The sequence below is a fragment of the Actinoplanes subglobosus genome (genome assembly GCF_042650585.1).
Taxonomy (GTDB): Bacteria; Actinomycetota; Actinomycetes; order Mycobacteriales; family Micromonosporaceae; genus Actinoplanes; species Actinoplanes subglobosus.
This window is the reverse complement of the sequence record NZ_JBHSBL010000024.1, coordinates 414,051-438,501: the sequence shown is the minus strand read 5'-3', so window position 1 is coordinate 438,501 and position 24,451 is coordinate 414,051. Positions and strand designations below refer to the sequence as shown.

The 24,451-nt window shown below is 70.5% G+C and carries 28 protein-coding genes; 14 read left to right on the top strand and 14 right to left on the bottom strand.

The features are described 5' to 3' along the window. Positions 1-96: 96 nt before the first annotated feature. Positions 97-570, top strand: coding sequence for a hypothetical protein (locus ACFO0C_RS36200; protein ID WP_378071283.1), 474 nt, complete (start codon positions 97-99; stop codon positions 568-570). Here ACFO0C_RS36200 and ACFO0C_RS36195 read toward each other — a convergent pair whose 3' ends face one another. Next, entirely contained in the window at positions 571-1,578 is a 1,008-nt protein-coding gene (locus tag ACFO0C_RS36195) for an AraC family transcriptional regulator (RefSeq protein ID WP_378071282.1), read from the bottom strand. It lies immediately after the preceding gene. Between the two features lie 90 nt (positions 1,579-1,668). Between ACFO0C_RS36195 and ACFO0C_RS36190 the strand changes: the two genes are divergently transcribed. After that, positions 1,669-2,622 carry a pyridoxal-phosphate dependent enzyme gene (locus tag ACFO0C_RS36190; RefSeq protein WP_378071281.1) on the top strand — a complete coding sequence of 318 codons (954 nt, stop codon included), beginning with the start codon at positions 1,669-1,671 and terminating at the stop codon, positions 2,620-2,622. A 170-nt stretch (positions 2,623-2,792) separates the two neighbouring features. Beyond that, entirely contained in the window at positions 2,793-4,037 is a 1,245-nt protein-coding gene (locus ACFO0C_RS36185; RefSeq protein ID WP_378071280.1) for an EAL and HDOD domain-containing protein, read from the top strand. Positions 4,038-4,039: 2 nt separating this feature from the next. On the opposite strand, the gene ACFO0C_RS36180 is transcribed toward ACFO0C_RS36185, so the two are convergent. Further along, positions 4,040-4,657 (bottom strand): hypothetical protein, encoded by a 618-nt coding sequence (locus ACFO0C_RS36180; RefSeq protein WP_378071279.1) that lies wholly within the window; start codon positions 4,655-4,657, stop codon positions 4,040-4,042. An 88-nt stretch (positions 4,658-4,745) separates the two neighbouring features. Here ACFO0C_RS36180 and ACFO0C_RS36175 point away from each other — a divergent pair, with 88 nt between their 5' ends. Next, entirely contained in the window at positions 4,746-5,711 is a 966-nt protein-coding gene (locus ACFO0C_RS36175) for a helix-turn-helix transcriptional regulator (protein WP_378071278.1), read from the top strand. Here ACFO0C_RS36175 and ACFO0C_RS36170 read toward each other — a convergent pair. Then, a complete protein-coding gene (locus tag ACFO0C_RS36170; protein WP_378071277.1) occupies positions 5,702-6,619 on the bottom strand; it encodes an SDR family oxidoreductase in 918 nt (305 codons plus the stop codon). The two genes, ACFO0C_RS36175 and ACFO0C_RS36170, sit on opposite strands and share 10 nt — an antisense overlap. A gap of 78 nt (positions 6,620-6,697) precedes the next feature. On the opposite strand from ACFO0C_RS36170, the gene ACFO0C_RS36165 reads away from it, so the two are divergent. Then, a complete protein-coding gene (locus ACFO0C_RS36165; protein WP_378071276.1) occupies positions 6,698-7,180 on the top strand; it encodes a MarR family winged helix-turn-helix transcriptional regulator in 483 nt (160 codons plus the stop codon). Here ACFO0C_RS36165 and ACFO0C_RS36160 read toward each other — a convergent pair. Beyond that, positions 7,116-7,736: an alpha/beta hydrolase gene (locus ACFO0C_RS36160; protein ID WP_378071275.1), complete on the bottom strand. Its 621-nt coding sequence runs from the start codon at positions 7,734-7,736 to the stop codon at positions 7,116-7,118. The two genes, ACFO0C_RS36165 and ACFO0C_RS36160, sit on opposite strands and share 65 nt — an antisense overlap. 135 nt (positions 7,737-7,871) lie before the next feature. Here ACFO0C_RS36160 and ACFO0C_RS36155 point away from each other — a divergent pair, with 135 nt between their 5' ends. Then, on the top strand, positions 7,872-8,447 hold the full coding sequence (locus ACFO0C_RS36155) for an NADPH-dependent F420 reductase (RefSeq protein ID WP_378071274.1): 576 nt from the start codon (positions 7,872-7,874) through the stop codon (positions 8,445-8,447). A 76-nt stretch (positions 8,448-8,523) separates the two neighbouring features. Here the strand turns inward: ACFO0C_RS36155 and ACFO0C_RS36150 are convergent, their stop codons facing one another. The 5 genes from ACFO0C_RS36150 to ACFO0C_RS36130 all read right to left on the bottom strand — a co-directional run bounded on the left by ACFO0C_RS36150 (position 8,524) and on the right by ACFO0C_RS36130 (position 10,835). After that, complete coding sequence (locus ACFO0C_RS36150; RefSeq protein ID WP_378071273.1) at positions 8,524-8,682, bottom strand: hypothetical protein; 159 nt, start codon at positions 8,680-8,682, stop codon at positions 8,524-8,526. 246 nt (positions 8,683-8,928) lie between these two features. Then, the gene (locus ACFO0C_RS36145) at positions 8,929-9,171 is read right to left on the bottom strand and encodes a DUF397 domain-containing protein (protein WP_378071272.1); all 243 of its coding nucleotides are present in this window, start codon (positions 9,169-9,171) and stop codon (positions 8,929-8,931) included. Positions 9,172-9,412: 241 nt separating this feature from the next. After that, complete coding sequence (locus ACFO0C_RS36140) at positions 9,413-10,198, bottom strand: SAM-dependent methyltransferase (RefSeq protein WP_378071271.1); 786 nt, start codon at positions 10,196-10,198, stop codon at positions 9,413-9,415. 86 nt (positions 10,199-10,284) lie between these two features. Then, on the bottom strand, positions 10,285-10,680 hold the full coding sequence (locus ACFO0C_RS36135) for a hypothetical protein (protein ID WP_378071270.1): 396 nt from the start codon (positions 10,678-10,680) through the stop codon (positions 10,285-10,287). Beyond that, positions 10,677-10,835, bottom strand: coding sequence for a hypothetical protein (locus ACFO0C_RS36130; RefSeq protein WP_378071269.1), 159 nt, complete (start codon positions 10,833-10,835; stop codon positions 10,677-10,679). Before ACFO0C_RS36130 ends, ACFO0C_RS36135 begins: the two co-directional genes overlap by 4 nt. 358 nt (positions 10,836-11,193) lie before the next feature. Between ACFO0C_RS36130 and ACFO0C_RS36125 the strand changes: the two genes are divergently transcribed. From ACFO0C_RS36125 to ACFO0C_RS36115, 3 genes are read left to right on the top strand one after another with little or no spacing between them, the layout of a single operon-like run. Next, positions 11,194-11,523 (top strand): hypothetical protein, encoded by a 330-nt coding sequence (locus ACFO0C_RS36125; protein WP_378071268.1) that lies wholly within the window; start codon positions 11,194-11,196, stop codon positions 11,521-11,523. Between the two features lie 3 nt (positions 11,524-11,526). Further along, entirely contained in the window at positions 11,527-12,042 is a 516-nt protein-coding gene (locus ACFO0C_RS36120; protein ID WP_378071267.1) for a DUF6879 family protein, read from the top strand. A gap of 10 nt (positions 12,043-12,052) precedes the next feature. Beyond that, the gene (locus tag ACFO0C_RS36115; RefSeq protein WP_378071266.1) at positions 12,053-12,895 is read left to right on the top strand and encodes a helix-turn-helix domain-containing protein; all 843 of its coding nucleotides are present in this window, start codon (positions 12,053-12,055) and stop codon (positions 12,893-12,895) included. 102 nt (positions 12,896-12,997) lie between these two features. Here the strand turns inward: ACFO0C_RS36115 and ACFO0C_RS36110 are convergent, their stop codons facing one another. Genes ACFO0C_RS36110 through ACFO0C_RS36100 form a run of 3 tightly spaced genes read right to left on the bottom strand, consistent with a single transcriptional unit; the run spans position 12,998 to position 16,414 of the window. Beyond that, complete coding sequence (locus tag ACFO0C_RS36110) at positions 12,998-13,789, bottom strand: metallophosphoesterase family protein (RefSeq protein WP_378071265.1); 792 nt, start codon at positions 13,787-13,789, stop codon at positions 12,998-13,000. A gap of 10 nt (positions 13,790-13,799) precedes the next feature. Continuing rightward, a complete protein-coding gene (locus ACFO0C_RS36105; protein ID WP_378071264.1) occupies positions 13,800-14,462 on the bottom strand; it encodes a lipoate--protein ligase family protein in 663 nt (220 codons plus the stop codon). After that, a complete protein-coding gene (locus ACFO0C_RS36100; protein WP_378071263.1) occupies positions 14,459-16,414 on the bottom strand; it encodes a hypothetical protein in 1,956 nt (651 codons plus the stop codon). The genes ACFO0C_RS36105 and ACFO0C_RS36100 overlap by 4 nt, the downstream gene beginning before the upstream one ends. Positions 16,415-16,552: 138 nt before the next feature. On the opposite strand from ACFO0C_RS36100, the gene ACFO0C_RS36095 reads away from it, so the two are divergent. From ACFO0C_RS36095 to ACFO0C_RS36075, 5 genes are all read left to right on the top strand, one after another. Continuing rightward, positions 16,553-17,485, top strand: coding sequence for a LysR family transcriptional regulator (locus ACFO0C_RS36095; protein WP_378071517.1), 933 nt, complete (start codon positions 16,553-16,555; stop codon positions 17,483-17,485). Between the two features lie 62 nt (positions 17,486-17,547). Further along, on the top strand, positions 17,548-18,936 hold the full coding sequence (locus ACFO0C_RS36090) for an FAD-dependent oxidoreductase (protein WP_378071262.1): 1,389 nt from the start codon (positions 17,548-17,550) through the stop codon (positions 18,934-18,936). Continuing rightward, on the top strand, positions 18,933-20,249 hold the full coding sequence (locus ACFO0C_RS36085) for an NtaA/DmoA family FMN-dependent monooxygenase (RefSeq protein WP_378071261.1): 1,317 nt from the start codon (positions 18,933-18,935) through the stop codon (positions 20,247-20,249). The genes ACFO0C_RS36090 and ACFO0C_RS36085 overlap by 4 nt, the downstream gene beginning before the upstream one ends. Before the next feature lie 90 nt (positions 20,250-20,339). Next, positions 20,340-20,945 (top strand): hypothetical protein, encoded by a 606-nt coding sequence (locus tag ACFO0C_RS36080; protein WP_378071260.1) that lies wholly within the window; start codon positions 20,340-20,342, stop codon positions 20,943-20,945. Positions 20,946-21,004: 59 nt separating this feature from the next. Then, entirely contained in the window at positions 21,005-22,186 is a 1,182-nt protein-coding gene (locus ACFO0C_RS36075; RefSeq protein ID WP_378071259.1) for a serine hydrolase domain-containing protein, read from the top strand. A gap of 85 nt (positions 22,187-22,271) precedes the next feature. Here the strand turns inward: ACFO0C_RS36075 and ACFO0C_RS36070 are convergent, their stop codons facing one another. Continuing rightward, positions 22,272-23,201, bottom strand: a complete 930-nt coding sequence (locus ACFO0C_RS36070) for a TauD/TfdA dioxygenase family protein (protein ID WP_378071258.1) — start codon at positions 23,199-23,201, stop codon at positions 22,272-22,274. After that, positions 23,198-24,442 (bottom strand): acyl-CoA dehydrogenase family protein, encoded by a 1,245-nt coding sequence (locus ACFO0C_RS36065; RefSeq protein ID WP_378071257.1) that lies wholly within the window; start codon positions 24,440-24,442, stop codon positions 23,198-23,200. The genes ACFO0C_RS36070 and ACFO0C_RS36065 overlap by 4 nt, the downstream gene beginning before the upstream one ends. Positions 24,443-24,451: the final 9 nt, after the last annotated feature.

The window sequence follows — 24,451 nt, the reverse complement described above, 5'->3', positions numbered from 1 at the left end:
CCTAGCGTTACGAGTGTGTTTCACGCATCGTGCACGCCCTCGGCCCCGGAAAACTTGACCCAGCCCGACAATCACCGTCCATGGCATGATCCGGCGGTGGACGAGCGGCAGCGGACGGCGGGGTTCCTGGCGATCCGGCGGATGTGCGGCCCGCTGCTGTCGTTGCCGATGCCGCCGTCGTGGGGCGTCCCCCGGGAGTCGGTCGAGTTCCTCACCCGGGTCCCGGCCGATCTCGCCGACACGCGGTGGTTCGACCGGTACCGGCGGTGCGTCACCTCGGTGACCTCGCTGTTCGACGGAACGGAACTCGATCCGGACCTGATCGAGGAGTTCCAGCTGGAACTCCTCGCCGCGATGGACATGTTCGCGTCGGGTGACACCGGATATCCCGTGCGGATCGCCGCGGAGTTGAGCGCCTACCTGGACGAGGTGGCCGGCACGTCGTTCGCCGAACGCGACGCGGAGCTCGCGGCACTCTGCGCCTCGTCGCCGGTCACCCCGGAGCTCGTCGCCCGCTGTGACGCGTTCGGCGCCGACCTGGTCACCGCGCTGCGGGCGGCCGGGCAATGATCACTCGCCGCGGCGGGCCGCGCGGACCCGGCGTGGCGGGACACCCCACCAGCGGTGGCAGGCGCGGCTGAAGGTCGCCTGTTCGGCGAAACCCAGCCGGGCCGAGACGGCACCGAACGGCAGGGTCGTCTCGGTCAGGTAGTGGCGGGCCCGGTCGCGGCGGATGTTGTCGACGATGTGGGCGAACGTCGTGCCCTGCGCGGCGAGACGCCGCTGGAGGGTGCGGGGGTGCAGGGCCAGGGCCCGGGCGACGGCCTCCATCGGTACGGCTCCGAACACCAGCATGCCGTCGACGACCGTACGGATGCGCCCGGTCGTGTCGTCCACGTCCGGCAGCAGGGTCCGCAGGTACGCCTCGGCCCGGATCCGCAGGTCCTCGTGGGCGCCGGTGACCGGTCGCGCCAGGAGCCCGACGGGGACCCGCAGCAGCGACCCGGGCTCGCCGAACCGCACCGGAACCCGGTAGAAACGCCGGTAGCAGCCGGGATCACCGGCCGGCAGGTAGGACAGCCGCACGTCGCGCAGCCCGTAGTCGTCGCCGAAGAGCAGGCACAGCGCCCGGTGCAGGAACCCGATTCCGGCGTCCATGGCCTGCACCGGCGTCGGCCCGCCGGGATGGCCCCGGTAACGCAGCGCGATGACCCCCGGCTCGCCGTCCGGGTCGGCGGCCTGGTCGACGTGCAGGGCGTCACTGTGCACCGTCAGGTAACGCTGGGTGGCGGCGAGCGCGTCGGCGCCGGTCCGGCAGTTGGCCAGCATCACGGCGAGCGGGCCGAGGGTGTCGAGGCCGTGCCGGGCGGCCATCCGCAGGCCGAAGTCGGGGCAGCCGAGCTCGTCGGCGGCCGACTGGAGCAGAGCGGCCAGGCGGGACTGCTCGATCGGCAGGTCGTCGTGGTCGAGGACGGCCGGGTCCAGGCCGGCCGCACTCACCAACGGCTCGGGGTCCGCGCCCAGCTCACGGACCACCTCGGCGAAACCACGGATGCCCGCCGCGCGAACCGTCGCCATCGTGGCAGTCTCGGCAGCCCGGCGCGCAGCGTCAACACCCGGCCGGTAATGTACGGGCCAACAGCCGTCACAGCCCCTTACGATCGGGCCATGACGGTGACTTTGCAGGATGTGCGGGACGCGGCCGACCGGATCAAGGGGATCGCTCACCGGACGCCGGTGATCCGCTCCCGGACCCTCGACGGCCGGGCCGGCGCCCAGGTCTTCCTCAAGGCGGAGAACCTCCAGCGGGCGGGCGCCTTCAAGTTCCGGGGCGCCTACAACGCGATAGCCCGGCTGACCCCCGAGCAGCTGGAGCGGGGCATCGTCGCCTTCTCGTCCGGCAACCACGCGCAGGCCGCCGCGCTCGCCGCACGGGAGCTGGGCAGTTCCGCGGTGATCGTGATGCCGGCCGACAGCCCGGCCGCGAAACTCGACGCCGTCGCCGGGTACGGGGCGGAGATCGTCACCTACGACCGGTACACCGAGGACCGCGCGGCGATCGCGGGACGGCTCGGCGAGCAGCGGGGGCTGGCGCTGATCCCGCCGTACGACCACGCCGACATCGTGGCCGGCCAGGGCACCGCCACGCTGGAACTGCTGGAGCAGGCCGGTGAGCTGGACGCGATCGTCGTACCGATCAGTGGTGGTGGCCTGATCGCGGGCAGCGCGATCGCGGCCAAGGGCCTGTACCCGGGAATCCGGGTGATCGGTGTGGAACCGGACACGGCCGACGACACCCGCCGCTCGCTGGCCGCCGGGGTGCCCGTGCGGATCGACGTGCCGCACACGATCGCCGACGGGCTCGGCACCACGGTTCCCGGCGACCTCACCTTCGCGATCAACAAGGAACTGGTCGACGAGGTCGTACTGGTCAGTGACGACGAACTGGTCGACGCGATGCGGTTCGCCGTCGACCGGCTGAAGCTGGTGCTGGAGCCGAGCGGCGCGCCGGGCCTGGCGGCGCTGCTCACCGGGCGGGTGAGCCCGGTCCCGGCGCGGATCGGGGTGATCCTGTCCGGCGGCAACGTGGGCGCGGCCCGTCTGGCGCAGCTCTTGGCTTGATCGGCGGGCCGGGAATTCCTGTGCTTCCGCCGCCACCTGCCGATCTGTCCGCCTGATTCGACCCCCGCGAGCCTGATGTGCCGACGCTGTTAGTCAACACCAACAGCGTGTGACCGGACGATCAGGCAAGCTGACCCGAGAGGCCGACACTGTCAGGAGGGCAGAGCAGCATGAACGACGTCCGAGCGCCGCAGGGACCGGCTGTGGACATCACGCAGCTGGTCCATGTCGCGCGACAGCCGATCTTCGATGCCCAGGGCCTCGTCGTCGGCTACGAGCTGCTGTTCCGGGGCCGCCTGGACGACGTCGAAGCCTCCCAGCGCGACACCTCGGCGACCAGTCAGGTGATCGTCACCGCGTTCACCGAGTTCGGTCTGCCCGAGGTCGTCCGTGACCGGCTGTGCTTCATCAACATGACCCGGGAGTTCCTGGTCGGCGACCTGACCCTGCCGATCGGCCCGGAACAGGTGGTGCTGGAGGTGCTGGAGTCGATCACGATCGACGACGAGGTGCTCGCCGGGGTCACGGCACTGGCCGAGGCCGGTTACCGCATCGCGCTCGACGACTTCGTGTGGGGGCTCGGCCACGACAGGCTGTTCAGCCTCGCCTCCTACGTGAAGCTCGACATGCTCGACGGCGATCTGAGCCGCCTGGAGGAGACCATCGCGGTCTGCCGGCAGTACCCGCAGATCCAGCTCGTCGCCGAGCGCCTGGAGACCGACGCGCACGTCGCCATGGCCGAGAAATACGGCTGCGAACTGCGGCAGGGGTACGCGCTGAGCCGCCCCCACGTGCTGACCACCTCCACCCTGTCGGCGTCGAAGATGCGCCGGCTGGAGCTGTTGGCCCTGCTGCACTCGGCCGACACCGACATGGACAAGGTCAGCCAGCTCATCTGCACCGACCCGGCCCTGGCCATGCGGGTGCTGCGGGCCAGCAACAGCGCCGCCGCCGGCCTGCCCCAGCGGCTGTCCTCGGTGCCGCAGGCGGTGGTGCTGCTCGGCATCGCCCGGATCCGGCAGTGGGCGGCGCTGATGATCGCCAGCGAGGTGACCGGGGCGTCCGAGGAGCAGCTGACCGAGGCCCTGATCCGGGCCAGGTTCTGTCACCGCCTGGCACCGGAGTTCAAGGTCCCGCCGGAGACCGCCTTCCTGCTCGGGCTGCTCACCGGCGTGGCCGACCTGCTCGGCATGCCCCGCGCCGACATGGCCGAGCAGATGCCCCTGGCCGACGACCTGGCCGCGGCCCTGCGCGGCGACGGCAGCCCCCTGGAACGGGTACTACAGGCCGTCGAGGCCTACGAGAACGGCACGATCCCGCAGTTGTCGTCGTCCTCGGACCTGACCGGGCTCGGTGCGGCCTATCTCGACATGCTGCGGTGGTCCAACCGGCTGCTGACCGACGTGCAGCCCTGACCTCACTCGTCGGGCAGGTCCTGGAACAGCGGCGGGTCGGGGTCCACGCTGCGCAGCACGGTCACCGGTGGCGCCTCCCACACGGTGACCGTGGCGACGACGAGCGAGACCTCCTCGCCGCTCTTCTCCACGCGGGTGACCGTCACCCCGGCGTTACGGCCGTCGCTGGTACGCACACACGTCTCCACCCCCGGCCCGGCGAGGTCCGGGGTGATCGTGAACGCGTAGTCGGACGCGGCCAGGCACGAGTAGTAGGCGGCCGACTTGTCCGCCAGCTCGCCACCGCTGGTCCCCTCGACGCCGCCGCCCTGATCGCTCAGATGCACGTCGCAGCGCTCGGCACAGTCCGCGGCGCCCCACCCGGCGGCCCGGGAGTCGAGGTCGGCGAAGGCGCCGGGGGTCAGTCTCAGTTCCTCGGGACCGCGGCGCACGGCCGGCGCGGCCTGGAATCCGGTGAGGATCATGGCGGGCGCGGCGACCGGCACGGGGACCGGCAACCCGGGTGCCCCGGCCAGCGGGACGGCCCAGTGACCGCCGACCGGACTGCTGATTCCGATGATGATCGCCACCACACCGACAAGAGCACCGAAAAGGGCACGGAAGTTGAAAAGTGGGAACATCCTCTCACTTTCTAGCCTGTCCGGACCGCCCGCAAAACAGTGATTGGCGCAATTCCCCCGTGCGCGTGAGGTACCCGAGAATCGGGGGATGCGCGCTGCCCGGCTGATCACCATGGTGCTGCTCCTCCAATCGCGGGGCATGCTCACCGCGACCGAGCTGGCGGCCGAGCTGGAGGTGTCGGAGCGGACCGTCTACCGCGACGTGCTGGCGCTGTCCGCGGCCGGCGTGCCGATCTACGCCGAACAGGGCCGGGCCGGCGGATACCGTCTGGTCGGGGGCTACCGGACCCGGCTGACCGGGCTGAGCCACAGCGAGGCGGAGGCGCTGTTCCTGGCCGGGCTGCCCGGCCCGGCGCGGGACATGGGGCTGGACGAGCCGGTCCAGTCGGTGCGGCGCAAGGTCCTCGCGGCGCTGCCGCCGGGCCTGCGGGAGGCGTCCGAGCGGGCCGGGCACCGGTTCCACCTGGACGCGCCGGGCTGGTTCGACCGGGCCGACCCGCCGGAGCACCTGGCCGGGCTGGCGCGCGCGGTCTGGCAGGACCGGGTGCTGACCATGCGCTACCGGCGGCGGGACGAGGAGGTGTCGCGTGACGTGGAGCCGTACGGCCTGGTCCTCAAGAACGGGGTCTGGTATCTGGTCGGCCGGGTGGGTGACGACCTGCGCACCTATCGGGTGGACCGGATCACCGGCGTCGAGCCGACGGGTGACGACTTCACGCGTGATCCGGAGTTCGACCTGCCGGGGTTCTGGGCCGCGCGGGCGGAGGAGTTCGTGCGGCAGATGCTGCGCCAGACGATCACGATCCGGCTCAGCCCGGACGGGATGCGGTCGCTGCGCTTCGTGGCCGAGCCGCCGGCGGTGCGGCAGGCGGCCGACGACGCCGGCGAGCCGGATCCGGACGGGTGGGTGCGGACCCGGCTGCCGGTGGAGTCACTGGACGTCGGTTACGCGTACATGCTGAGGCTCGGCCCGGAGGTCGAGGTGCTGGAGCCGCCCGAATTGCGGCGACGGCTCGCGGAGGCCGCGCGCCGTCTCGGCGGCCTCTACCGGTAACCGGTCACGTCGGCGGGTCTCCCGGCGTCCTGCACCTCGACGACGTAGCGCCAGGCGTCCGGCCGGCTGCCGTCGGTGTCGGTGAGGTCGTAGGCCTGGGCGAGGTCACCGCTGGACACCGACCGCCCGTGCCACCGGCGCCGGTCGCTGTCGGCGGCGACGGCGGCGATGCCCCGGCCGATCAGCACCGGGCTCTCCGAGATGGCGAAGTGCGGTTCCTTGGCGCAGGCGTCGCGCCAGTTGTCCTCGGTGACGCCGTAGATGTCGAGCATCATCTCCGAGCGCAGCCATCCGGGCGTCACGTTGACGGCGGTGGCGCCGTGGTCGGCGAGTTCGTGCGCCCAGACGAAGCCGAGCCGGTTGACCGAGGACTTGGCCAGGTCGTAGAAGACCGACAGGCGGTAGTTCGCCGCGTTGTAGTCGGTGGTGCCGTCGCCGACCTCGACGACCAGGCCACCCCGGTTGCGGATCAGCAGCGGCAGCGCGTAATGGCTGGTGATGATGTGGGTGTCGATGGCCAGGCGGAGCAGCCGCAGGCCCTTGTCGAGTGGCTGCTCCCAGACCGGCTTGTTCCAGGTGGTCAGCGGGTCGCCGCCGAAGATGTCGTTGACCAGCACGTCCAGGCGGCCCTGTTCGTCGTCGATCCGCTGGACGAGGCCGGCGACCTGATCGTGATCGAGATGGTCGACGGCCACCGCGATACCGGTGCCGCCGGCCTCGGTGATCATGTCGGCGGTGTCCTCGATGGTCTCCGGGCGGCCGTACTCGGAACGGGCCGCGCGGGTGCTGCGGCCGGTCGCGTAGACGGTGGCGCCGGCCGCGCCGAGCTGCACCGCGATCTGCCGTCCGGCACCGCGGGTGGCTCCGGCCACGAGGGCCACTTTCCCGGTGAGTGGTTTCGTCGTCATGTCCCCGACGCTGTCGCGAAAACCTGACAGAACACGTCTGGTTTCGAAAGTTGATCGTCGGAGTGACACCATGTGACGATGGAGGCACGGTGGCTCACCCCGGAGCAGCTGGCCGCGTGGGTGCGCCTGATCGGCGTGGTCGAGTTGCTGCCGGGCGTGCTGGACTCGCAGTTGCGGCGCGACGCGAAACTCACCCACTTCGACTACTACGTGCTGTCGCAACTGTCCGAGGCGCCGGGGCGGGTGCTGCGGATGACCGCGCTGGCCGACCGGACCGCCGCCACCCTGGCCCGGCTGTCGCACGTGGTGCAACGACTGGAGGCCCGCGGGCTGGTCGAGCGTTTCCCCTGCCCGGAGGACCGGCGGGCGACCAACGCACGGCTCACCGACGACGGGTGGCGCACGGTGCGGGAGAGCGCGCCGGGCCATGTCGAGACCGTCCGGGAGTACGTGATCGACGCGCTCACCCCGGAGCAGGTGTCCCAGCTGGCCGAGATCAGTGAGGCGATCCTGCGCCGTCTCGACCCGGACGCGTCGCTGTACCGGCGTTACGACTCGTGACCAGCCACTCCCCGAGCGCGGCCAGTGCCTCGGGGGCGATGCCGTGGCCGACCGGGTCACGCCGGACGGTGGTGATCGCGCCGGACTCCTCGCGCAGGTAGGTCCAGGTGCGGTCGAGCAGCTCCCGCGGGATGACGGTGTCGTGGTCACCCTGGGCGACGAAGACCGGTAGCCCGCTCAGGCGGCCGGGCGTGGTCGGCAGGCCCGCGTCGAACGGCATGGTGCCGTAGAGGACGGCGGCGCCGGCGAACCGCTCCGGGTCGTCGAGGATCAGGCCGCCGGCGAAGGCCGCGCCACCACTGAAACCGATGAGGTAGACCGGCCGGTCCGCCGGGGCGTCGAGCTGCGCACGGAACCAGTCGATGGTGGCCCGCAGCGACTCGGCGACGGGCCGGCCGATGCCGCGGTTGGCGAACCAGGCGTAGCCGCCGCCCTCGGCGATCGGCGCGCGGACCGCCGTGTACTCGAAGTCCGGCGGCAGGTGGGCGGCCAGGGTCATGATCTCGCGCTCGTCGGAGCCGCGGCCGTGCAGGAGCACCACGAGTGGGTTCGTCATGCCGCCTATTTTATTGAAATCTCAACCTTTTCGGCGGGTGAGACTGGTTACAAACTTGAGGCAACAATAGTTGTTGCTACAAGTTAATTGCCGAGGCATGGTTGTAGCTACAACAAAGTCACTCGGGAGGGCGTCATGGCACACGTCAGCATCATCGGCACCGGCAACATGGGCCAGGTCATCGCCGGGCTCGTCACCAAGGGCGGCAACACGGTCGAGACGGTCAACAGCTCACAGGGCGGCACGCCGGTCACCGGCGACATCGTGGTGCTCGCCGTGCCGTACGCCTCGGTCAAGGACATCGTCGCGCAGCGCGGTGACCAGCTCGCCGGCAAGATCGTCGTCGACATCACCAACCCGGTCGACTTCGCGACCTTCGACGGCCTGACCGTCCCGGCCGACGGTTCCGCCGCCACCGAGATCGCCGCCGCCCTGCCGCGGTCGACGGTCCTCAAAGCCTTCAACACCAACTTCGGCGGCACCCTGGCCAACGGCACGGTCGGCGCACAGACCACCACGGTGCTGATCGCCGGCGACGACGCCGACGCCAAGGCCCTGCTCACCGGCGTGGTCAGCGCGGCCGGGCTCAAGGCGATCGACGCCGGCGGCCTCAAGCGCGCCCGCGAACTGGAGGCCCTGGCCTTCCTGCAGATCAGCCTCGCGGCCGGCGAGAAGATCAGCTGGACCGGCGGATTCGCGGTCACCGAGTGAGACGCCTCCGCCGATAGCGTGGCGTCGATGACACTTCCTGTCGGACGGATCGGGTTCGGCGCCATGCACCTCCCGGCTACGCCCGGGCGACGCCCGCGAGCAGGCTAAGGCGGTGGCCCGGCGGGCCGTCGAGCTCGGCGTCCCGCTCATCGACACCGCGCATCTGGATGTTGCGGGCGTCATCATTGCGGCAGGGGCCGCCCGGCGTGTGGATCGCGCCGACCAGGTCCACCACGTCGCTCGGTACCGTCGCGGTGGGCGTCGGTCGGACGGCTAGCCGGTTCCGTCGGCAAGCGCGTCCATCGCGGCCCCGGGCGGCAAGCCGGGAAATCTCCTCAACCCAGCGGTACGTGGGTGGACGGTTCTGGATCAAGGAGGTGGGCCGGCCACCCCAATACCGGCACCGCCTCCTCCTATCTGCCGGAACTCCAGGCGGCAGGACCCGGCCGTCCGTGGAGTGCGACAGAGCGCCCCCGCGGGTCTAGACCGTCGGACGGTTGAACTCGCCCTCCTTGGCTCCGTCGACGAACGCGTCCCATTCGGCCGTGGTGAACAGGAGTACCGGGCCTTCGGTGTTCTTCGAGTCGCGGACCGCGATCGTGTCGCCGACGAACGCGACCTCCACGCAGTTGTCGCAGTTGGGGCCGCTTCGCGTGCTCTTGCGGAAGTCGGCGCTGGCCAGCGCCGCGACGTCGACCTGCATGCCCTTGTGGCTGATCAGCATTGCTGGATCCTTCCTATTTCTCGGTGGGCGTTTCTCGCCCAGCCGACGAATCGGTGCCACATGTCCGGTGCGTCGAGCACCAGGGACGCGGACTCCAGTTCCGAGGCCATGCGCCACAGGAGTTGGAGCCGGTCCGGGCTGGTGGCGATCAGGTATTGGCGTGCTGGCTCGCATGGCCACGGGGCGCGGCAAGTGCGGCAGTCGTAGGTGCGCGGGTTCGGCGGGTGCTCCGCGCTGGCGCTCACGTCCGTCGTCCGACGGCGGCGTAGCACATCGCAGGTGGCGGCTGGCCGAATGGCGTGGGTTCGGGTCTCCACAGCTCGGCCGGGACCAGGCCCGGCGCCAAGACGTCCAGACCGTCCAGGAAACGGGCCACCTCGTGGCAGTTGCGGGGCCACAGTGGCCCGTAGCCCGTCGTGGCGGCGAGTTTGGTCAGGTGCTCATCGTCGCCCTGGGCTAGCTGGTCGGTGGTCAGGTGCGACAGCACGATGTGACTGCCCGGCTTGAGCGCACGCACCAGCTGATTGACGACCTGGTGCGGCTGGTCGGTGTCGGGCAGGTCGTGCAGCACCCCGGAGAGCACCAAGCCGATAGGCCGGCCGAAGTCCAGGGTGTCGCGCACGAGCGGGCTGTCCACGATCGTGTCGGGCTCGCGAAGATCGGCGTGCAGGACTTCGCAACGGCCCTCGGCGGTGCTGACCAACAGTGCACGGGCGTGGACCGCGACGAGCGGATCGTTGTCGACGTACACCACCCGGGAGTTCACGTTGACCTTCTGCGCGATCGTGTGCGTGTTCTCCAGCGCCGGGAAGCCGCAGCCGATGTCCAGGAACTGATCGATACCGCCGGACGCCAGCAGGCGGACCGCACGATAGACGAACCAGCGGGTTGCCCGTGCCATGGTCGCCAGGTCCGGGAGCGCCTTCACCAGCGCGTCTCCCACAGCGCGATCAGCGGCGAAGTTGTCCTTGCCGCCGCCCAGGTAGTCCCAGACACGCGCGGGTGCGGGATGTCTCCAGAAGTCCACCGGCGCATTCTGCAGCGCAGGCGTCGCCGGAGCATGTCCGACCTGCAACGGCCTGCCCGCCGGTTCCCGGATCGGATCCCGCCTGGTCACGGCGTATCCCCCGGGGGCACCGGGTGCGGCCGGGTCGCACGGTCGGATGCCGGTTCGCCGGTGCCTGTCGGCTTCGTCGCGACCAGCCGGACCTCGATGCGCTCGCGCTCCTGGTCGATGTTGCCGTGGGTGCCCTTGCAGGTACGGCACAGCGACCGGGCAGCGTCATCCGGCCGGTCCGCTGACGGCTCGTACAGATGATCGCCGTCGTCGCCCTCCTCCACGATCACGTAAGGCACCACCGCGGTCATGGCCAGCCGGAAGCAGGGGCAATCCCGGTGATGGGGCCAATCCGCGCGTGCCACCTCGTGTGAACGGGCGGTGCCGTTACCGCCGAGAGCGGGGCACTGCGGGATGTGGAAGACCGCGATCGGCGGATAGTGACGCCTCACGGGTTCACCATCCTCACGGCCCACATGACGAACCGCCCGTAGAGGTCGGCCGGCGCTTCCCGACCGGCGTACGAGTCGAGAGCCTCATAGAAAGTGCTGTGCAGGAAGACGATCAGCGTCGACCGGCGGCCTCGGAAGTCCTCAATCAGTGACACCTTCGCTGGTGCGCACGGCCAAGATTCGCCACAGGCTCGGCAGTCCCAGCAAGATCGGTCAGCTGTGTGCTCATCACGATCTGCCGGGAACAAGCTCGATGTCCCAGGCGGCTCCATCACGGTTGGGCCACCACCCGATCGCGGCCGTTGCGCATATTGCATGCCTGCCCCTCCCGCCGCTGACGTGGCCTACGCGTGGCCGTTCGTTGGTCACGACGCTATGGAGAGCAGTTGCCCTCCTCCAAGGGGTTTGCTCAAGTTTGCTTGAGCCCATAAGGCTTGACAGGACAGCATGGCTCCGCGAACCATCGCTGGAAGTCGAGCAAAACTAAGCAACTTCTGATCGGAGGGATCGGAGATGGAGCTAACGTTCCTCGGCAAGGAAACGCAGGGCGGCGGGTCGCCAACGTTGTTCGAGACAGACCGCAACTCCTATGTCGTCCAGGGCTGGAGGGTGACAGGGCACCCGTCGACGACGGTTGAGATCCCCGCATCGCTTCTGGGGCATCTACCGCCCGATGCCGCCCTGGGTGCTGAACTCATCGCTACCGGCCGCCGGTGGCAGGGCGACAGCGGAGAGTGCGAAACGCTTCTGATCTCCGGCGACAGCCTGGATGACGTGGTGCTCGCAAAGTTGGATGTTCCTGACCACGAGGCTTGCATCGAGGTCCAGCGGAAGGAGAGGTAAGGAGTGCGGCTGCTCCAGGACGAAGCGTTCTTCGACATCTTCCGGACGAACCGGTACTCAGCCTTCCACCTGGAAGTCGAAGACTCGTATCACACGCCCAGCGAATCGGAGCCTTTCCAGAAGTTCCTCGACGGGCGAGTCGATGATTTCCGGTGGCACCAGCCGTGGCTCGATCTGGTCCAGGAGAGCACCACTGCGGGTCGTCGCATCGAACGCATTCGCATCGTGTCGGTACCCCACGTGGACTACACCCGATGGGGCCTGACCGTGGCGCCGCTGAACATCGCCGCAGGTGAAGATATCCGCTGGCTCCCACGCCACCTGCTGAACGACAGTGATGTGACCGCCGACGACTTCTGGCTCATCGACGATCAGCGAGTGGTGTTCACTGTCTTCACGCCGAACGGCACCTTTTCTGGGGGCGCCGAAACAACCGATCCCCTGATCGTCGACCGATGCGTGCGGGTACGCGACCAGCTCTGGAAGCTGGCCATCCCACACGCTGACTACGCGCACTGAGCGGTGTTCCTTGGCGACAAGTACGGTCCTTCAGGCACGCGAGGCCCTTGGCTCCCGGCTCCGCGACCTTCGGAAGGAAGCTGGACTCACCGGCAAGAGCTTAGCCGCCCTTGCCGGGTGGGACAGCTCGAAGATCTCCAAGATTGAGTACGGCAAACAGGCGCCGTCCGCCGATGACATTCGGGGCTGGTGTCGTGCATGCGGAGCAGGCGAACAGGCCGATGATCTGGTCATCACGGCCCGAGACATCGAAGCCATGTACGTCGAGTGGCGGCGCAGACTACGCACTGGCACGCGCGCCCGGCAGGAGAAGTCACAATCCCTGGAGGCCGACACCCAGCTGATGCGGTGGTACGAACCGGTTCTTGTTCCAGGGCTCCTTCACACCGCCGAATACGCTGCCGCGGTACTGCAACGCGTTACCGCCTTTTACGAGATCCCGGACGACACGGATGCCGGTGTCGCGGCACGGATGGAGCGCCAGCAGGTCCTTTACCAGCGGGGACATAGCTTCCACTTCGTTATGGCGCAACAGGCTCTCCGGACCATGGTCGGGAACCGGGACGTGATGGCCGGCCAACTCGACCGGCTCTTGTCGATCATGTCCATGGCCCGTCTGCGCCTGGGTATCCTCCCAGACCAGGCGCCTTACACCGTGCCATCCCATCAGTTCATCATGTTTGATGACCGCCTCGTGCACGTCGAGGCGGTCTCAGCAGAACTCACCATCACACAGCCGCGGGAGATCGCGCTGTACGCACGGGCCTTCAGCGTGCTCGCTGGGCAAGCCGCCTACGGAACCCACGCACGTAGCCTGATCCTCAGTGAACTCGAACGGCTTCGGGACGCCTAGCCAGTTGATCTCCGAGCTTCGGCGATACGCCGCTTTACGGTGCCCTCGCCCATCTGGAGGAGAATCTCGCCGCCGAGCGCATCCGGCTCAGCGACGCCCAGTTCAGCGCGCTCGCCGGTGATAGCGCGGCCCGTCCGGGTCGTTCATAGCGCCGCGGTAGACGCCGTCACGGATCTCCGAGACGTAACCGTCGAGCTCGGGCATGCCCATCCGGGTCGCCGTCGCGATCTCGGCCTCGACGTCGTACGGCACCCGCACGAACTGTACCGAGAACGGCGCCGCAGTCGTCGAGCCGAGCCGGCCTTCGAGGATGACGTAGACCGGAGTGGGGTCGTTCATCGAGTTGCCGACGCTACCGGTGTTGAACAGCGTCAGCCCCTCCCCCGCGACCTCGTAGAACGGGTCGTGGGTGTCGCCGTATCCGACGACCGTCGGCTCCGGCCCGTCCCCGGTGGCCGGGGTGTTGGCGAACATGCCGTGGAACTCCCGCTCGTCGTGGTCGAACCGGACCCGCCGGTGCACGCTCGTCGACGAGGCGTGGAACAGCCGCACCCGGCGGCCGCTGAGCAGGAAGTCGTGGCTGAACGGCAGGGCACGCAGCCACTCACCCTGGCCCTCGCCGAGCTGGGCCAGCCACCAGGCCAGACCCTCGCTGTCGAAGGTGCGCTCCGGGTCCGGCAGGAAGTCGTCCCAGTTGCCGAGGATGTTGACCGCGCACCGCTCCCGGCAGATGTCGATCACCTCGCGGCCGCGCGGGCCTTTGCCGACGTAGTCGCCGAGGTTGTAGATCAGGTCGATGCCGCGGGAGCCGATGTCGGCCAGGACTGCTTCGAGGGCGGTGAGGTTGCCGTGGACGTCGGAGATCAGCGCGATGCGGTCCGCAGAGTTGGGCACCGCTGAGACCCTAGCCACCCAGCCGGGTGTAGGCGGCACGGACCGCCGCGACCACCGTCGGCACCGTCACGCCGGGCACGGTGTCCTCGAGGGCGCCGACGGTCGCCGGCTCGAAGTCGTAGCCCAGCTCAGCGTAGGCGAGAGTCAGCACCTCGCGCAGCCGGGCCGCGCCGGTGACCTGGATGACCGTGCTGAACAGCCAGCCGTCCCGGGTCACCCGCTGGGCCGAGCCGACGATCTTGGAACCGCCGGCGTTGATGCTGTGGTCGCCGGGACAGTACTCACCGGGAACCGGGCCGATCCGGGCATCCGCGCCGAGAGCGAGGAGCACGTCGGCGTGCAGCCGGGCGAAACGCTCGAACCGCTCGACCGGCTGTAACGGCTCCCCGACGGCGCGATGCACATGGTCGACGACGACGCTGCCGAGGTGATAGGCGGCGAGGCTGCCGCCCTGCGGGCGGACCACCGGGGCGAAACCCTGGCGGCGTACGGCGTCCGCCGCCCGCTGATACCCCGGGCGGAGGGTGTCGCGGCGGCTGAACGCGGCGGTCGGCCGCGGCGAATAGATCCGCAGGATGTCCCGGGCGTCGCCGACCCCCTCGCGGAGCAGTTGCGGCCCGAGCGCCATGTCGTAGGCCGGGTCACCCTGCCGCATCACCTCGACGAACGTCACCCGGCCGATCTTACGGACGTCCGGTAGCGGTCGTTCGCGGCCAGCAGATCCGCCAGCGGGCCGGCCCGGTCCCGGGCGGCCGCATCGTGCGGGACCGTGGCCAGGCGCGCGTCGGTCATCGGCTGCCGGGCCAGGTGGCTGAGCGCCGCGGAGGAGGCCGGGATGACCTGGATCTCGCGGTATCCGCCGGACGCGTGCGAGCCGCTTCCACCCGGGGCCGACCACAGCACCCGGACGTCGGTCGAGTCACGCAACTCGCCGGGCTGGTCCTGGGGTTCGAGCGTGTCGGCATCGAGATATCGCACGCCGCGTGTGAAGTCATGGACGGCGACGGCGTTGCGGTAGGGCACCCAGGCGATCCCGTCGTAGAAGCACGGCAGGCGGCCCGTCGCCTCCAAGCGGCCGTCCACGATCTCCCAGCGGACGAGCTCGTCGCGATCGACGCTGAACAGCCGGTCCGGGCCGGCCAGGCAGAGCCCCTGCCACACCCGCTCACCCACGTGCGGTGACACCGCCAGGCATCGCAGCTGGTTGCCGCGGCCGAGTTCGGCCACCACCAGCCGGTCGCCGGCGAAGGCGAGCCGCCGGCTGACCGGGTCGGTGCACAATCGGCTACCGGCCGGGGCGACGGCGAGCCGCGGCGGCCGGGTCGCGCGAGGGCCGTGGCGTCGCACCAGCATCAGCTCCGGCGACGGCGATCCCGGGGTCCGCCGGGTCAGCGCCACCTGTGTCGTCCCGTCGACGGTCCCGGGCAGCAGCGCGTGGCCCCAGCCCACGAGGGCGCGCCCGGTACGGCGGCCGGACTCGAACCGCCAGAGGGTGGAGCGCGCCGGGCTCTGGTGCCGCCACAGCTGGCACACGATCGGCCGGTCGTCCTCGAACGAGACCGGGCCGGGTTCGATGTCGTCGAGATCGTGGACCGTGGTCAGGTCGGCGGACTCGACGTCGTAGACGAGCAGTTTGCTGCGGACGGTGACCGCGATGGTCCGCTCGTCGGCGCTGAACGCCCCGTGCAGCACCGGTCCGCTCACCACCAGCCGACGTGGCGCGGCCAGTACCTCGATGCGTTCCCGCAGGTGGTGCTCGTCGGTGGAGCGCAGCAGCGAGTAGAGCTCGGCGCCGTCCCGGCCGGCCGGCTGCCACTCCGGATCGGCGTCACGCAACGCGACGACCGCCTCGATCGGTGACAGGTCGCGAGCGAACCACCACAGCCCGGCCCAGTCGTGGCCGGCCACCATCTGCCGGGTGACGTAGGCGATCTCGGCCGGTGTCTTGCGGGCGCCGGCCAGGGCCGTGCGCAGGATCCGGGCCGGGTCGAGGTCGCCGAACCACGGCATCTCCTCCCGCAGCGCCGGCCGCAGGGCGGGCAGTTCCCGATAGGCGCGGGTGAGCAGCGCCTGATCCGGGTCGAGTTCCCAGAACCGCTCCTGCTGCTTGGTGAGCAGCAGGTAGGCGGCCCGGGCGGGCAGTCCGGCGGGCAGGATCCCGGCCGAGGTCAGGAAGCCGACGGCGTCGGGCGAGCCGGTGGCGGCCAGGCAGACGTCGTCGATCCGGACGTGTTCGCCGGGGTCGAGCAGCCGCTGCCGGGCGATCTCGGCGATCGGGTGGTCGCGCCGGCCGAGGGCCTGCACCAACCCTTCCGCGGACCAGCTGATCTCCGGGCGGTCGAGGGCGACGAAGCTCAGCCGGTGCATCTCCTCGGGGCCGAAGAAGCCGCTGCTCAGCTTCGAACAGCGGTCGGCGGGGCGGCCCCAGCGGCGCAGGGCCGTCCACCATCGTTCGCCGGGGTCGAGCATCCAGCATTCCCAGACGGCGTCGGCCGCGATCTGATAACCGCGGTCACCGGCCCGGATCAACCGCCTCACCGGGTACGCCAGACGCCATCCCGGGTCGTGGTTCGCCACCCGGACGACGACGTTCCGGGCGAGTGCTCGCATCTCAGAGGAGTTCAAGTCCTCAATGGTGCCCGCCATCGTCAAGGTCGATAACCTATCAGTTACATAGGTTAACTAGGTTATCCCACTCGTCTGTGCGATATTGACTTTCGTGAAGCCTGCGATCGTCACCATCAGCGACCATGCGAGCCCGTGATGCTCGACCTCCGGCGCATGATGCTGCTCAACGACCTGGCTGAGCTGGGCACGGTCACGGCCGTCGCGGAGCGGCGATGCATCACCAGCTCAGCGGTCTCCCAGCAACTGCGTGTCCTGGAGCGGGAGACCGGCGCGATCCTGTTCCGCCGCGACGGCCGTACCCTCAGCCTCACCCGCAGCGGCCACGTGCTCGTCGAGCACGTGCGCCGGGTGATGGGCGCGGTCGACGAGGCGCTCAGCGCGGTCGCGGCCACCCAGGGCGCGGTCTCCGGCCAGATCGCCGTCGCCTCGTTCAACATGGGCGTCTCGCTGCTGGCCGCCCCGATGATCCAGCACCTGCGCGCCTCCGAGCCCGACCTCCAGATCCAGGTCCAGCAGTCGACGAGCGCCGGTGCGGTCCGGCTGCTCCGTCAGGGCGAGGTCGACATCGCGCTGACCTGCCGTTACGACTTCGGCGCGGACGAACCGTGGGGAGGGCTCACCGGCGAGCACCTGCTTCACGAGCCGCTCGTGCTGATGGCGCCGTCCCACCTGCACCTGCGCATCCGGGGACGCGGGCTGGGCGCGCTCGCCGACACGCCGTGGGTCACCAGCCAGCGCGACTCCGGACTGGACACGGCCGTCATCCGGGCCGGGCAGGCCGGCGGGTTCGTCCCCCAGGTCAAGCACCGGGTCATCGGCGCCCCGAACGTGTGCGACCTGGCCGCCACCGAGGTCGCCGCCGCCGTCGTCCCCCGCCTCGCCGTCCCGGCGCACCTGGAGGGCCTCATCGTCGACGGCCTCGACCTGGGCGGCCGCACGTTCAGCGCGGTCGTCCGCGAGGGACGCCAGCGCGATCCGAACATCTCCTCGATCCTGCGGGTGCTGCGCGTCATCGCCGCCGACATCGCCCCCGGCCTGCACACCGGCCGTCTCGCCATCGCCTCCTGATCAGCGGCGTCCCCCACGTCGCACGGTTCCACCCTGCCTGAAACACGTCGAAGGGAGCCCCCGTGAGCGCCGATCCCACGGCCAGCGAATCACTACGCCTGCTCGGGCCGGAGCCGGCCGGATGGGTGCCGCCGACCGACGGCACCGACCACGACGTGACGATCGTCGGCGCCGGTCAGAGCGGTCTCGCCATCGCACACGCGCTGCGCCGCGCCGGCATCGACCGGGTGGCGGTGCTCGACGCCGCCGACGATCCACGGCACGTCGGCAGCTGGGCCGGCCTGGCCCGGATGAAGACGTTGCGCACCGACAAGAAGCTCGTCGGGCCGGAGCTGGGCAACCCGGCGCTCGGCTTCCGCGCCTGGTTCGAGGCCCGCAACGGGATCCACGCGTGGGCCGCGATCGACCGGATCGCCACCGCCGACTGGATCGCCTACCTGACCTGGTTCCAAGCGCAGGTGCGGATCCCCGTCCGGCGTGGGGTGCGGGTCACCCGCCTCGAACCCGACGGCCGCGGGCGCATCCGCGTGCACCTGGGCGGTGACACCGTCGAGGTGACGCGCAAGGTGATCCTGGCCAACGGGGTCGAGGGCACCGGCGGGCCGCGAATCCCCACGGAGGTGGCCGGCCTCTCACCGACTGTCTTCGCGCACACCGGGAGCCTCATCGACTTCTCGGCGCTCCGTGGCCGTACCGTAGCGATTCTGGGGTCTGCGGCCTCGGCGTTCGACGCCGCCGCAACCGCTCTGGAAACCGGGGCGGCCGAGGTCCATCTCTTCTCCCGCCGGTCCGATCTGGTGATCGTCCGGCCCGGCGGCAAACCGCCGGCCCTGGCCGTCTTCGACGCGTTCCCCCTGCTCCCGGACGCCGAACGATGGCGGCGGAGGGCGGGATTCGCCGCGAGCACACCCCTTGACTCGGTGGTACGGGCGACCGCGCACCCGAATTTCCGGATCCACCTGGACGCGCCCTGGCACGACGCGGTGGAGACCGGCGGGCAGGTCGAGGTGACCGCGGCCGACGGCACGCACACGTTCGACTTCGTCATCGCCGGCACCGGTTACCAGCACGATCCGGCAACCCGGCCCGAGCTTGCCGGCATCGCCGACCGGATCGCCCTGTGGCGCGACGTCTACGAGCCGCCGGCCGATCTGCGCTCGTCACAGGCCGGCTCGTTCCCCTACCTGGGGCCGGCCTACCAGTTCACGCCCCGCGACCCGGACGACACCTGGGTGTCGCAGATCCACGTGTTCAACGCCGGTGCCAGCCAGAGTTTCGGCCTGCCGATCGGTGACGTGCCCAGCCTGCGGATCGGCGTGCCGCGCCTGGTCGAGGCGATCTCCCGCGACTTCGTGCTGGCCGACCTGCACCGGTTCACTCCCCCGGCACCGGCCGGCCCGCCGTCCCGCGAGGAGTACGCGCACGCCGTCTGGTCGGGGGTGCCGGCGTGACCGCGCACCGGCTCTACCTGAGCGTCGCCCTCAACAGCACCGGTTCGGCGGCCCGGTCGTGGCGGGCGGCCGGGTCCAAGTGGAACCGGTTCGCCGACTGGGAGCACTACCTACGGTCGGCGCAGCTGGCCCACGAGGGTGTCTTCGACATCGTCTTCGTCTCCGACCATCCGGCGCTCCAGCGGGACAACACGTCCCGGCCGATCCACAGTTTCGACCCGACCGTGCTGTTCACCGCCGTCGCCGCGACCGTGCCCGACATCGGGTTCCTGCTGACCGCGTCCACCTCGTACAACTCGCCCTACAACCTGGCCCGCCGGCTGGCCACCCTGGACCACATCTCCGGCGGCCGGGTCATCTGGAACGTCGTGTCCAGCTTCAACCCCGACATCGCCGCCAACTTCGGCGCCGCGCCCCTGCCCGAACGCGCCGAACGCTACCGCCGCGCCGACGAGTTCCTCCGGGTCGTCAAGGACCTGTGGCTGAGCTGGGACTCCCCGTCCGGGCCGGCACCGGACGGGCCGCTGTGGGACGGCACGACCGCACGGCGCATCGACCATCACGGCGAGTTCTTCGACGTCACCGGCCCGCTCAACGTGCCGATCGGGCCGCAGGGGCATCCGGTGATCTCCCAGGCCGGCGCCTCCGACGCCGGCATCGACCTGGCGGCGAGACATTCCGACATCGTGTACGCGTCACTACTGCACAAGCAGTCGGCGTTCGACTACCAGTCCCGCCTGCGCGAACGGGCCCTCGCCCACGGCCGCGACCCGGACGACCTGCGCCTGATCCCCGGGCTCACGGTGATCCTCGGCGAGACCCGGGAGGAGGCGTACCGCAAACACGAGGCCCTGCACGGGCACCGCGGCGAGGACGGGCTGATCGCCGACTTCCTCGAACGCAACTGGGCCGTCGACCTCGACCACCGCCGCATCGACCCGGACAAGCCCCTCGACCCGGCCCTGTTCACGTGGACCGAGGACCAGAAACGGCCGGTCGGTTTCGTCAAGTCGTTCGCCGAACTGGCCGCGGCCGAACCGATCACCCCACGCCAGCTGGTCCGCCGCGTCGAGGGCGGGCACCGGCTGGCCGTCGGCACACCGCGGGAGGTCGCCGACACCATCCTGGACTGGTGGAGCTCCGGCGCGGTGGCCGGCTTCAACATCCACATCCCGGTCCTGCCGGACGGCATCGAGGAGTTCAACCGGCTGGTCATCCCGCTGCTCCAGGAGTCCGGGGCGTTCCCGTCCGCCTACGACGGCTCCACCATCCGCGAACGTCTCAAGCTCCCCGACCCGCGCAACCGCCCCTAGCTGCAAAAACAGGCGTGTCAGACCGTTGTGTCGCCCGGTACCGCAGGTACGCTGCGTCGGCTTGATCCGCTCCGGGAGGGAGAGACGGCCATGCGGCTTCGGCACGCGCTGGCGGTAGCCGGCATCCTGCTCGTCACCGTGGCCGCGCCGGCCCGGGCCGAACGGGCGCAACGGGACGGTCCGGTCTCGGCCGCCTTCCCCGACATCGACGTGCCGGTGGGCGGCACCGCCATCGACCTGCTCGGCCCGAACCTGTGGTCGACCGCCGGCGAGGTGACCCTGACCGGGGTGACGGTCGGCTACGAACTCAGCGGGGCCACCGGGGTCCGGATCGCACCGAACACGGACGGCCGAGGCGACTGTGAGATGCCGTCGGCGACCCGGGTCGTCTGCCGGGATCCGCGGGACCTCACCTTCGAGGGCGAGACGGTCGAGCAGTACCTGCCCGTGACCGTGAAGGCGTCCAGCAAGGCCACGGCCGGGGACACCGGGAAGATCACCATCACGGTCACCGCCGACGATCTGGCGCCGATCACCGGCGTGAGCACCGTCCACGTCGTCGACGGCCGGGAGAACCTGCCGGTCACCGGCCCGATGACCGGCTGGTTCGGCCTGCTGCTGCTCGGTGCCGGCACGGTGCTCGTGGCCGTGTGCGGGGCCTCCCGTAGGGGATCGACCAGGGTCGCACGACATTGACCTGAATCACTGGCGATGACAGCGTCGGCTGGTGACAGTCACTCGGGGGGAGACTCACCATGCCTAGTCGTCGCACTGTTCTCGCCGGATCCGCCGCCGCCGCGATCGCCGCCGGAGTGGGGACCGCATCACCGGCCGGGGCGTCGTCCGGCGGGCTCGACCGGACCGCGTTACAGGCGGCCCTGGACCAGATCGTCGCGACCGGGGCCACCGCCGCCCTGGCCCGGCTGGACAGCCCGGCCGGGAGCTGGCGCGGGTCCAGCGGAGTGGTGGAGCTGGGCCGCCCGGGCCGGCCGGCCGCCGGCGGGCAGTACCGGGTCGGCAGCATCACCAAGACGCTCGTGGCCACCGTGATCCTCCAGCTCGCCGGTGAGCGGCGGCTGCGGCTGGACGACACGCTGGAGCACTGGCTGCCCGGCGCGATACCGAACGGCGCGGACATCACGATCCGCAACCTGCTCCAGCACACCAGCGGCATCTTCAACTACACCGAGGTGCTGTTCGCCTCGATCGAGGAGGTTCTCCAGGCCCGCTACCGGACGTTCCGGCCCGAGGAGCTCGTCGCGCTGGCCGCCGCACAGCCGCCGGTGTTCGAGCCGGGCACCGCGTGGTCCTACTCCAACACCAACTATGTGCTGCTCGGCCTCATCATCCGGAAGGTCACCGGGCGGGCGTACGGCAAAGAGGTCGACAGGCGCATCCTGCGCCCGCTCGGGCTGCGCGGCACCGAGGTCCCCGGCACCGACGTGACGATCGACGGGCCGCACGCGCACGGCTACGAGCCGATCGAGCAGGACGGCGAGATCGTGCCGCTCGACTTCACCGACCTCAACCCGTCGATGGCCTGGTCCGCCGGGGAGATCGTGTCCACGACGGCCGACCTCAACCGCTTCTACCGCGCCCTGCTCAGTGGGCGGCTGCTGCGGCGGGCACAGCTGGCCGAGATGCTCACCCCGTTCGGCGACTCGGGTTACGGCCTCGGCATCTTCCAGGAGCAGCTACCCGGCGGCCTGACGCTGTGGGGGCACACCGGCGGCATCTTCGGCTACCTCAGCTACTCGTTCTCCACGCCGGACGCCAGAACCCAGCTCAGCGTCTCGATCAACCCGTGGCTCGGCGACTTCGGGCCGGCGCTGCTCGACCTGGCACTGACCGCGTTCGGCGTCGACCTGCCCGCGTTCCGGGTGCTGACCCCGACCAACCTGTTCCCGATCCTCGACACCCGCCTCCCGAAGGCCTGACGACGAAGCCCCGGCCGGGGGTTCCACAGGGAAGGGAACCCCCGGCCGGGACTCGATCTCGTCACGGTGGAGCGCCGTGCCCGGATCAGCTTCCGTAGAAGGGATCGCCCGAGACCAGCTCGGACTCGCGGCCGTCGACGCCCTTCGGGATGTCGCCCTCCAGCGTGACGCGGTAGAGGACCCGGTCGTGGCCGAGGTGCCCGGCGTCGGAGATCGCCAGGTGGGCGGTGGCCCGGTTGTCCCAGAACGCGACGCTGCCCGGCGACCAGCGGAACCGGACCGTGTATTCGGTGCGGGTGGCCTCCTCCCACAGCAGCTTGAGGATGCGCTCGCTCTGCGACGGGCTGAAGCCGCGGATCTCCCGGGCGCCGCGGGTGAAGCCGGGACTGACGAACAGCGCCCGCTCCCCCGTGACCGGGTGGACCCGTACCGCCGGATGCCATGCCACCAGGTTGGCCTCGCGGACCTTGCGGTCACGCTGGCTGCCCGCGGCCGCGCGAGCGTGGAACTGGTGCTTGACGTCGAGGGTGTCGGCGAGGTCGCGCAGCTCCTTCGGCAGGTTCTCGTAGGCGGCGACCAGGTTGGTCCACGCCGTGTCACCACCGTAGGGCGGCAGGATCTCCGACCGCAGGATCGACGCGGCCGGCGGGTTCACCAGGGCGGTGACGTCGGTGTGCCAGCTGTTGTCGTAGGAGGTGCGCTTGCGGCCGAGGTTCTCCTCGTAGCGACGGCTGTCGATCGGAAGGATCTCCGGGAAACCCTCCGGCGGGTTCTCCTCGTGCGGGTGGGCCGGGGTGACCTTACCGAAGCGGCGGGCGAAGGCGATCTGCTCGGCGTGGCCGATCTCCTGGTCGCGGAAGAACACCACCTTGTACGTGTGCAGCGCCGACCGGATCTGCTCGATCACCACGTCGTCGAGCGGCTGTCGCAGGTCGACACCGCCGATCTGGGCGCCGGTCCAGCCGGCGAGCGGTTCCACCCGCAGGCTGACGGCGGGTTCGCTGAGTGTGGTCACGACGGGGTTCCTTCCTGGAGGGCGAGGCCCGGGGCCACGCCGACGGACGGGACGAAGACCGGGAGGGCGCCGGTGAGCAGGTGCTCGCCGAGCTGCCGTTCCCGGTAGATGGCCGGGTTGTGGGAGGCGAGGACGCGGGCGTTGCGCCAGTGCCGGTCGAGGCGCAGGTTCTCCTCGACCGCCGACGCGCCGCCGACCTCGAAGATCTCGGTGGTGACGTGCAGGACCTGGTCGATGACGACGGACTGGGCGCGCAGCACGCTGAGTTCGGCGCGCTGTTCGAGCTCCTGGACCCGCTCGTCGGACTCGGTGGCGGAGGTGCGCAGATCCCAGCGGGCGTCCTTGGCGGCGTCGAGGTCGTCGGCCGCGGCGAGGACGATCTGCCGGGTGGTGTGCGCGATGGCGTCGGCGCGGCCGAGCACCTGCTGCACGAGCGGGTCCTCGGCGGCCAGGTCGGCGCTGCCGTGGCCGTAGGTGCGGCGCCGCCGGCGGACGAACTCGGCGGCCTCGTCGACGGCGCGGCGGGCGATGCCGGCCAGGGTGGCCAGGTGCACGAGCTGGACCAGCGAGGTGGTGCCGGCGTGTTTGCGGACCTGCGGGATGACGTGTTCCGGGTCGACCTCGACGCCGGTGAGGACGGTGGTGCCGCTGCCGCTCATCCGCTGGCCGAATCCGGTGTAGTCGTCGAGCAGCTCCAGGCCGGGCGCGTCCGAGCGGACCAGCGCGGTGACCCGGTCGCCGTCGTCGCCGGTGACCGCCACCGAGATCCAGTCGGCGTAGAGGCTGCCGGTGCTGTAGTACTTGGTCCCGTCGAGCCGGAGCCGCCCGCCGTCGGAGCGCAGGGTGGTGTTGGTGCGCCCGCGGATGTTGCCGGAGCGTTCGCTGGTGGCGTTGCCGACGATCGCGCCCTCGCCGATGCGGCGCAGCCAGAGCCGGCCGCGTTCGGTGTCGCGTTCCTCCCACCGGTCGTCGGTGAAGCGGAAGTGCACCCGCAGCGCCTGGACCAGGTTGGACTCGGCCGCGCCGAGCTCGATGAGCAGCTCGAACAGCTGGCGCAGGCTGGCGCCGTGGCCGCCGAGCTCCTCGGGCACCCGTAACGCGCCGAAGCCGAGCGCGGTGAGTTCGCGGGCCTCCTCCAGGGGCAGGCGGCGGGTGGCCTCCCGTTCGCGGGCGCCGGCGGCGATGCGGTCGAAGACGGGCCGGAACCGGGTGAGCAGATCCGGGGCTGCGGTGGTGGTCACGTCGTCCTC

What these genes read in the sequence shown, in the direction of transcription:
- ACFO0C_RS36195 (WP_378071282.1), bottom strand. Translation starts at nt 1,578, where the DNA reads ATGGCGACGGTTCGCGCGGCGGGCATCCGTGGTTTCGCCGAGGTGGTC.
- ACFO0C_RS36190 (WP_378071281.1), top strand. Translation starts at nt 1,669, where the DNA reads ATGACGGTGACTTTGCAGGATGTGCGGGACGCGGCCGACCGGATCAAG.
- ACFO0C_RS36185 (WP_378071280.1), top strand. Translation starts at nt 2,793, where the DNA reads ATGAACGACGTCCGAGCGCCGCAGGGACCGGCTGTGGACATCACGCAG.
- ACFO0C_RS36180 (WP_378071279.1), bottom strand. Translation starts at nt 4,657, where the DNA reads ATGTTCCCACTTTTCAACTTCCGTGCCCTTTTCGGTGCTCTTGTCGGT.
- ACFO0C_RS36175 (WP_378071278.1), top strand. Translation starts at nt 4,746, where the DNA reads ATGCGCGCTGCCCGGCTGATCACCATGGTGCTGCTCCTCCAATCGCGG.
- ACFO0C_RS36170 (WP_378071277.1), bottom strand. Translation starts at nt 6,619, where the DNA reads ATGACGACGAAACCACTCACCGGGAAAGTGGCCCTCGTGGCCGGAGCC.
- ACFO0C_RS36165 (WP_378071276.1), top strand. Translation starts at nt 6,698, where the DNA reads ATGGAGGCACGGTGGCTCACCCCGGAGCAGCTGGCCGCGTGGGTGCGC.
- ACFO0C_RS36160 (WP_378071275.1), bottom strand. Translation starts at nt 7,736, where the DNA reads ATGACGAACCCACTCGTGGTGCTCCTGCACGGCCGCGGCTCCGACGAG.
- ACFO0C_RS36155 (WP_378071274.1), top strand. Translation starts at nt 7,872, where the DNA reads ATGGCACACGTCAGCATCATCGGCACCGGCAACATGGGCCAGGTCATC.
- ACFO0C_RS36145 (WP_378071272.1), bottom strand. Translation starts at nt 9,171, where the DNA reads ATGCTGATCAGCCACAAGGGCATGCAGGTCGACGTCGCGGCGCTGGCC.
- ACFO0C_RS36125 (WP_378071268.1), top strand. Translation starts at nt 11,194, where the DNA reads ATGGAGCTAACGTTCCTCGGCAAGGAAACGCAGGGCGGCGGGTCGCCA.
- ACFO0C_RS36095 (WP_378071517.1), top strand. Translation starts at nt 16,553, where the DNA reads ATGCTCGACCTCCGGCGCATGATGCTGCTCAACGACCTGGCTGAGCTG.
- ACFO0C_RS36080 (WP_378071260.1), top strand. Translation starts at nt 20,340, where the DNA reads ATGCGGCTTCGGCACGCGCTGGCGGTAGCCGGCATCCTGCTCGTCACC.
- ACFO0C_RS36075 (WP_378071259.1), top strand. Translation starts at nt 21,005, where the DNA reads ATGCCTAGTCGTCGCACTGTTCTCGCCGGATCCGCCGCCGCCGCGATC.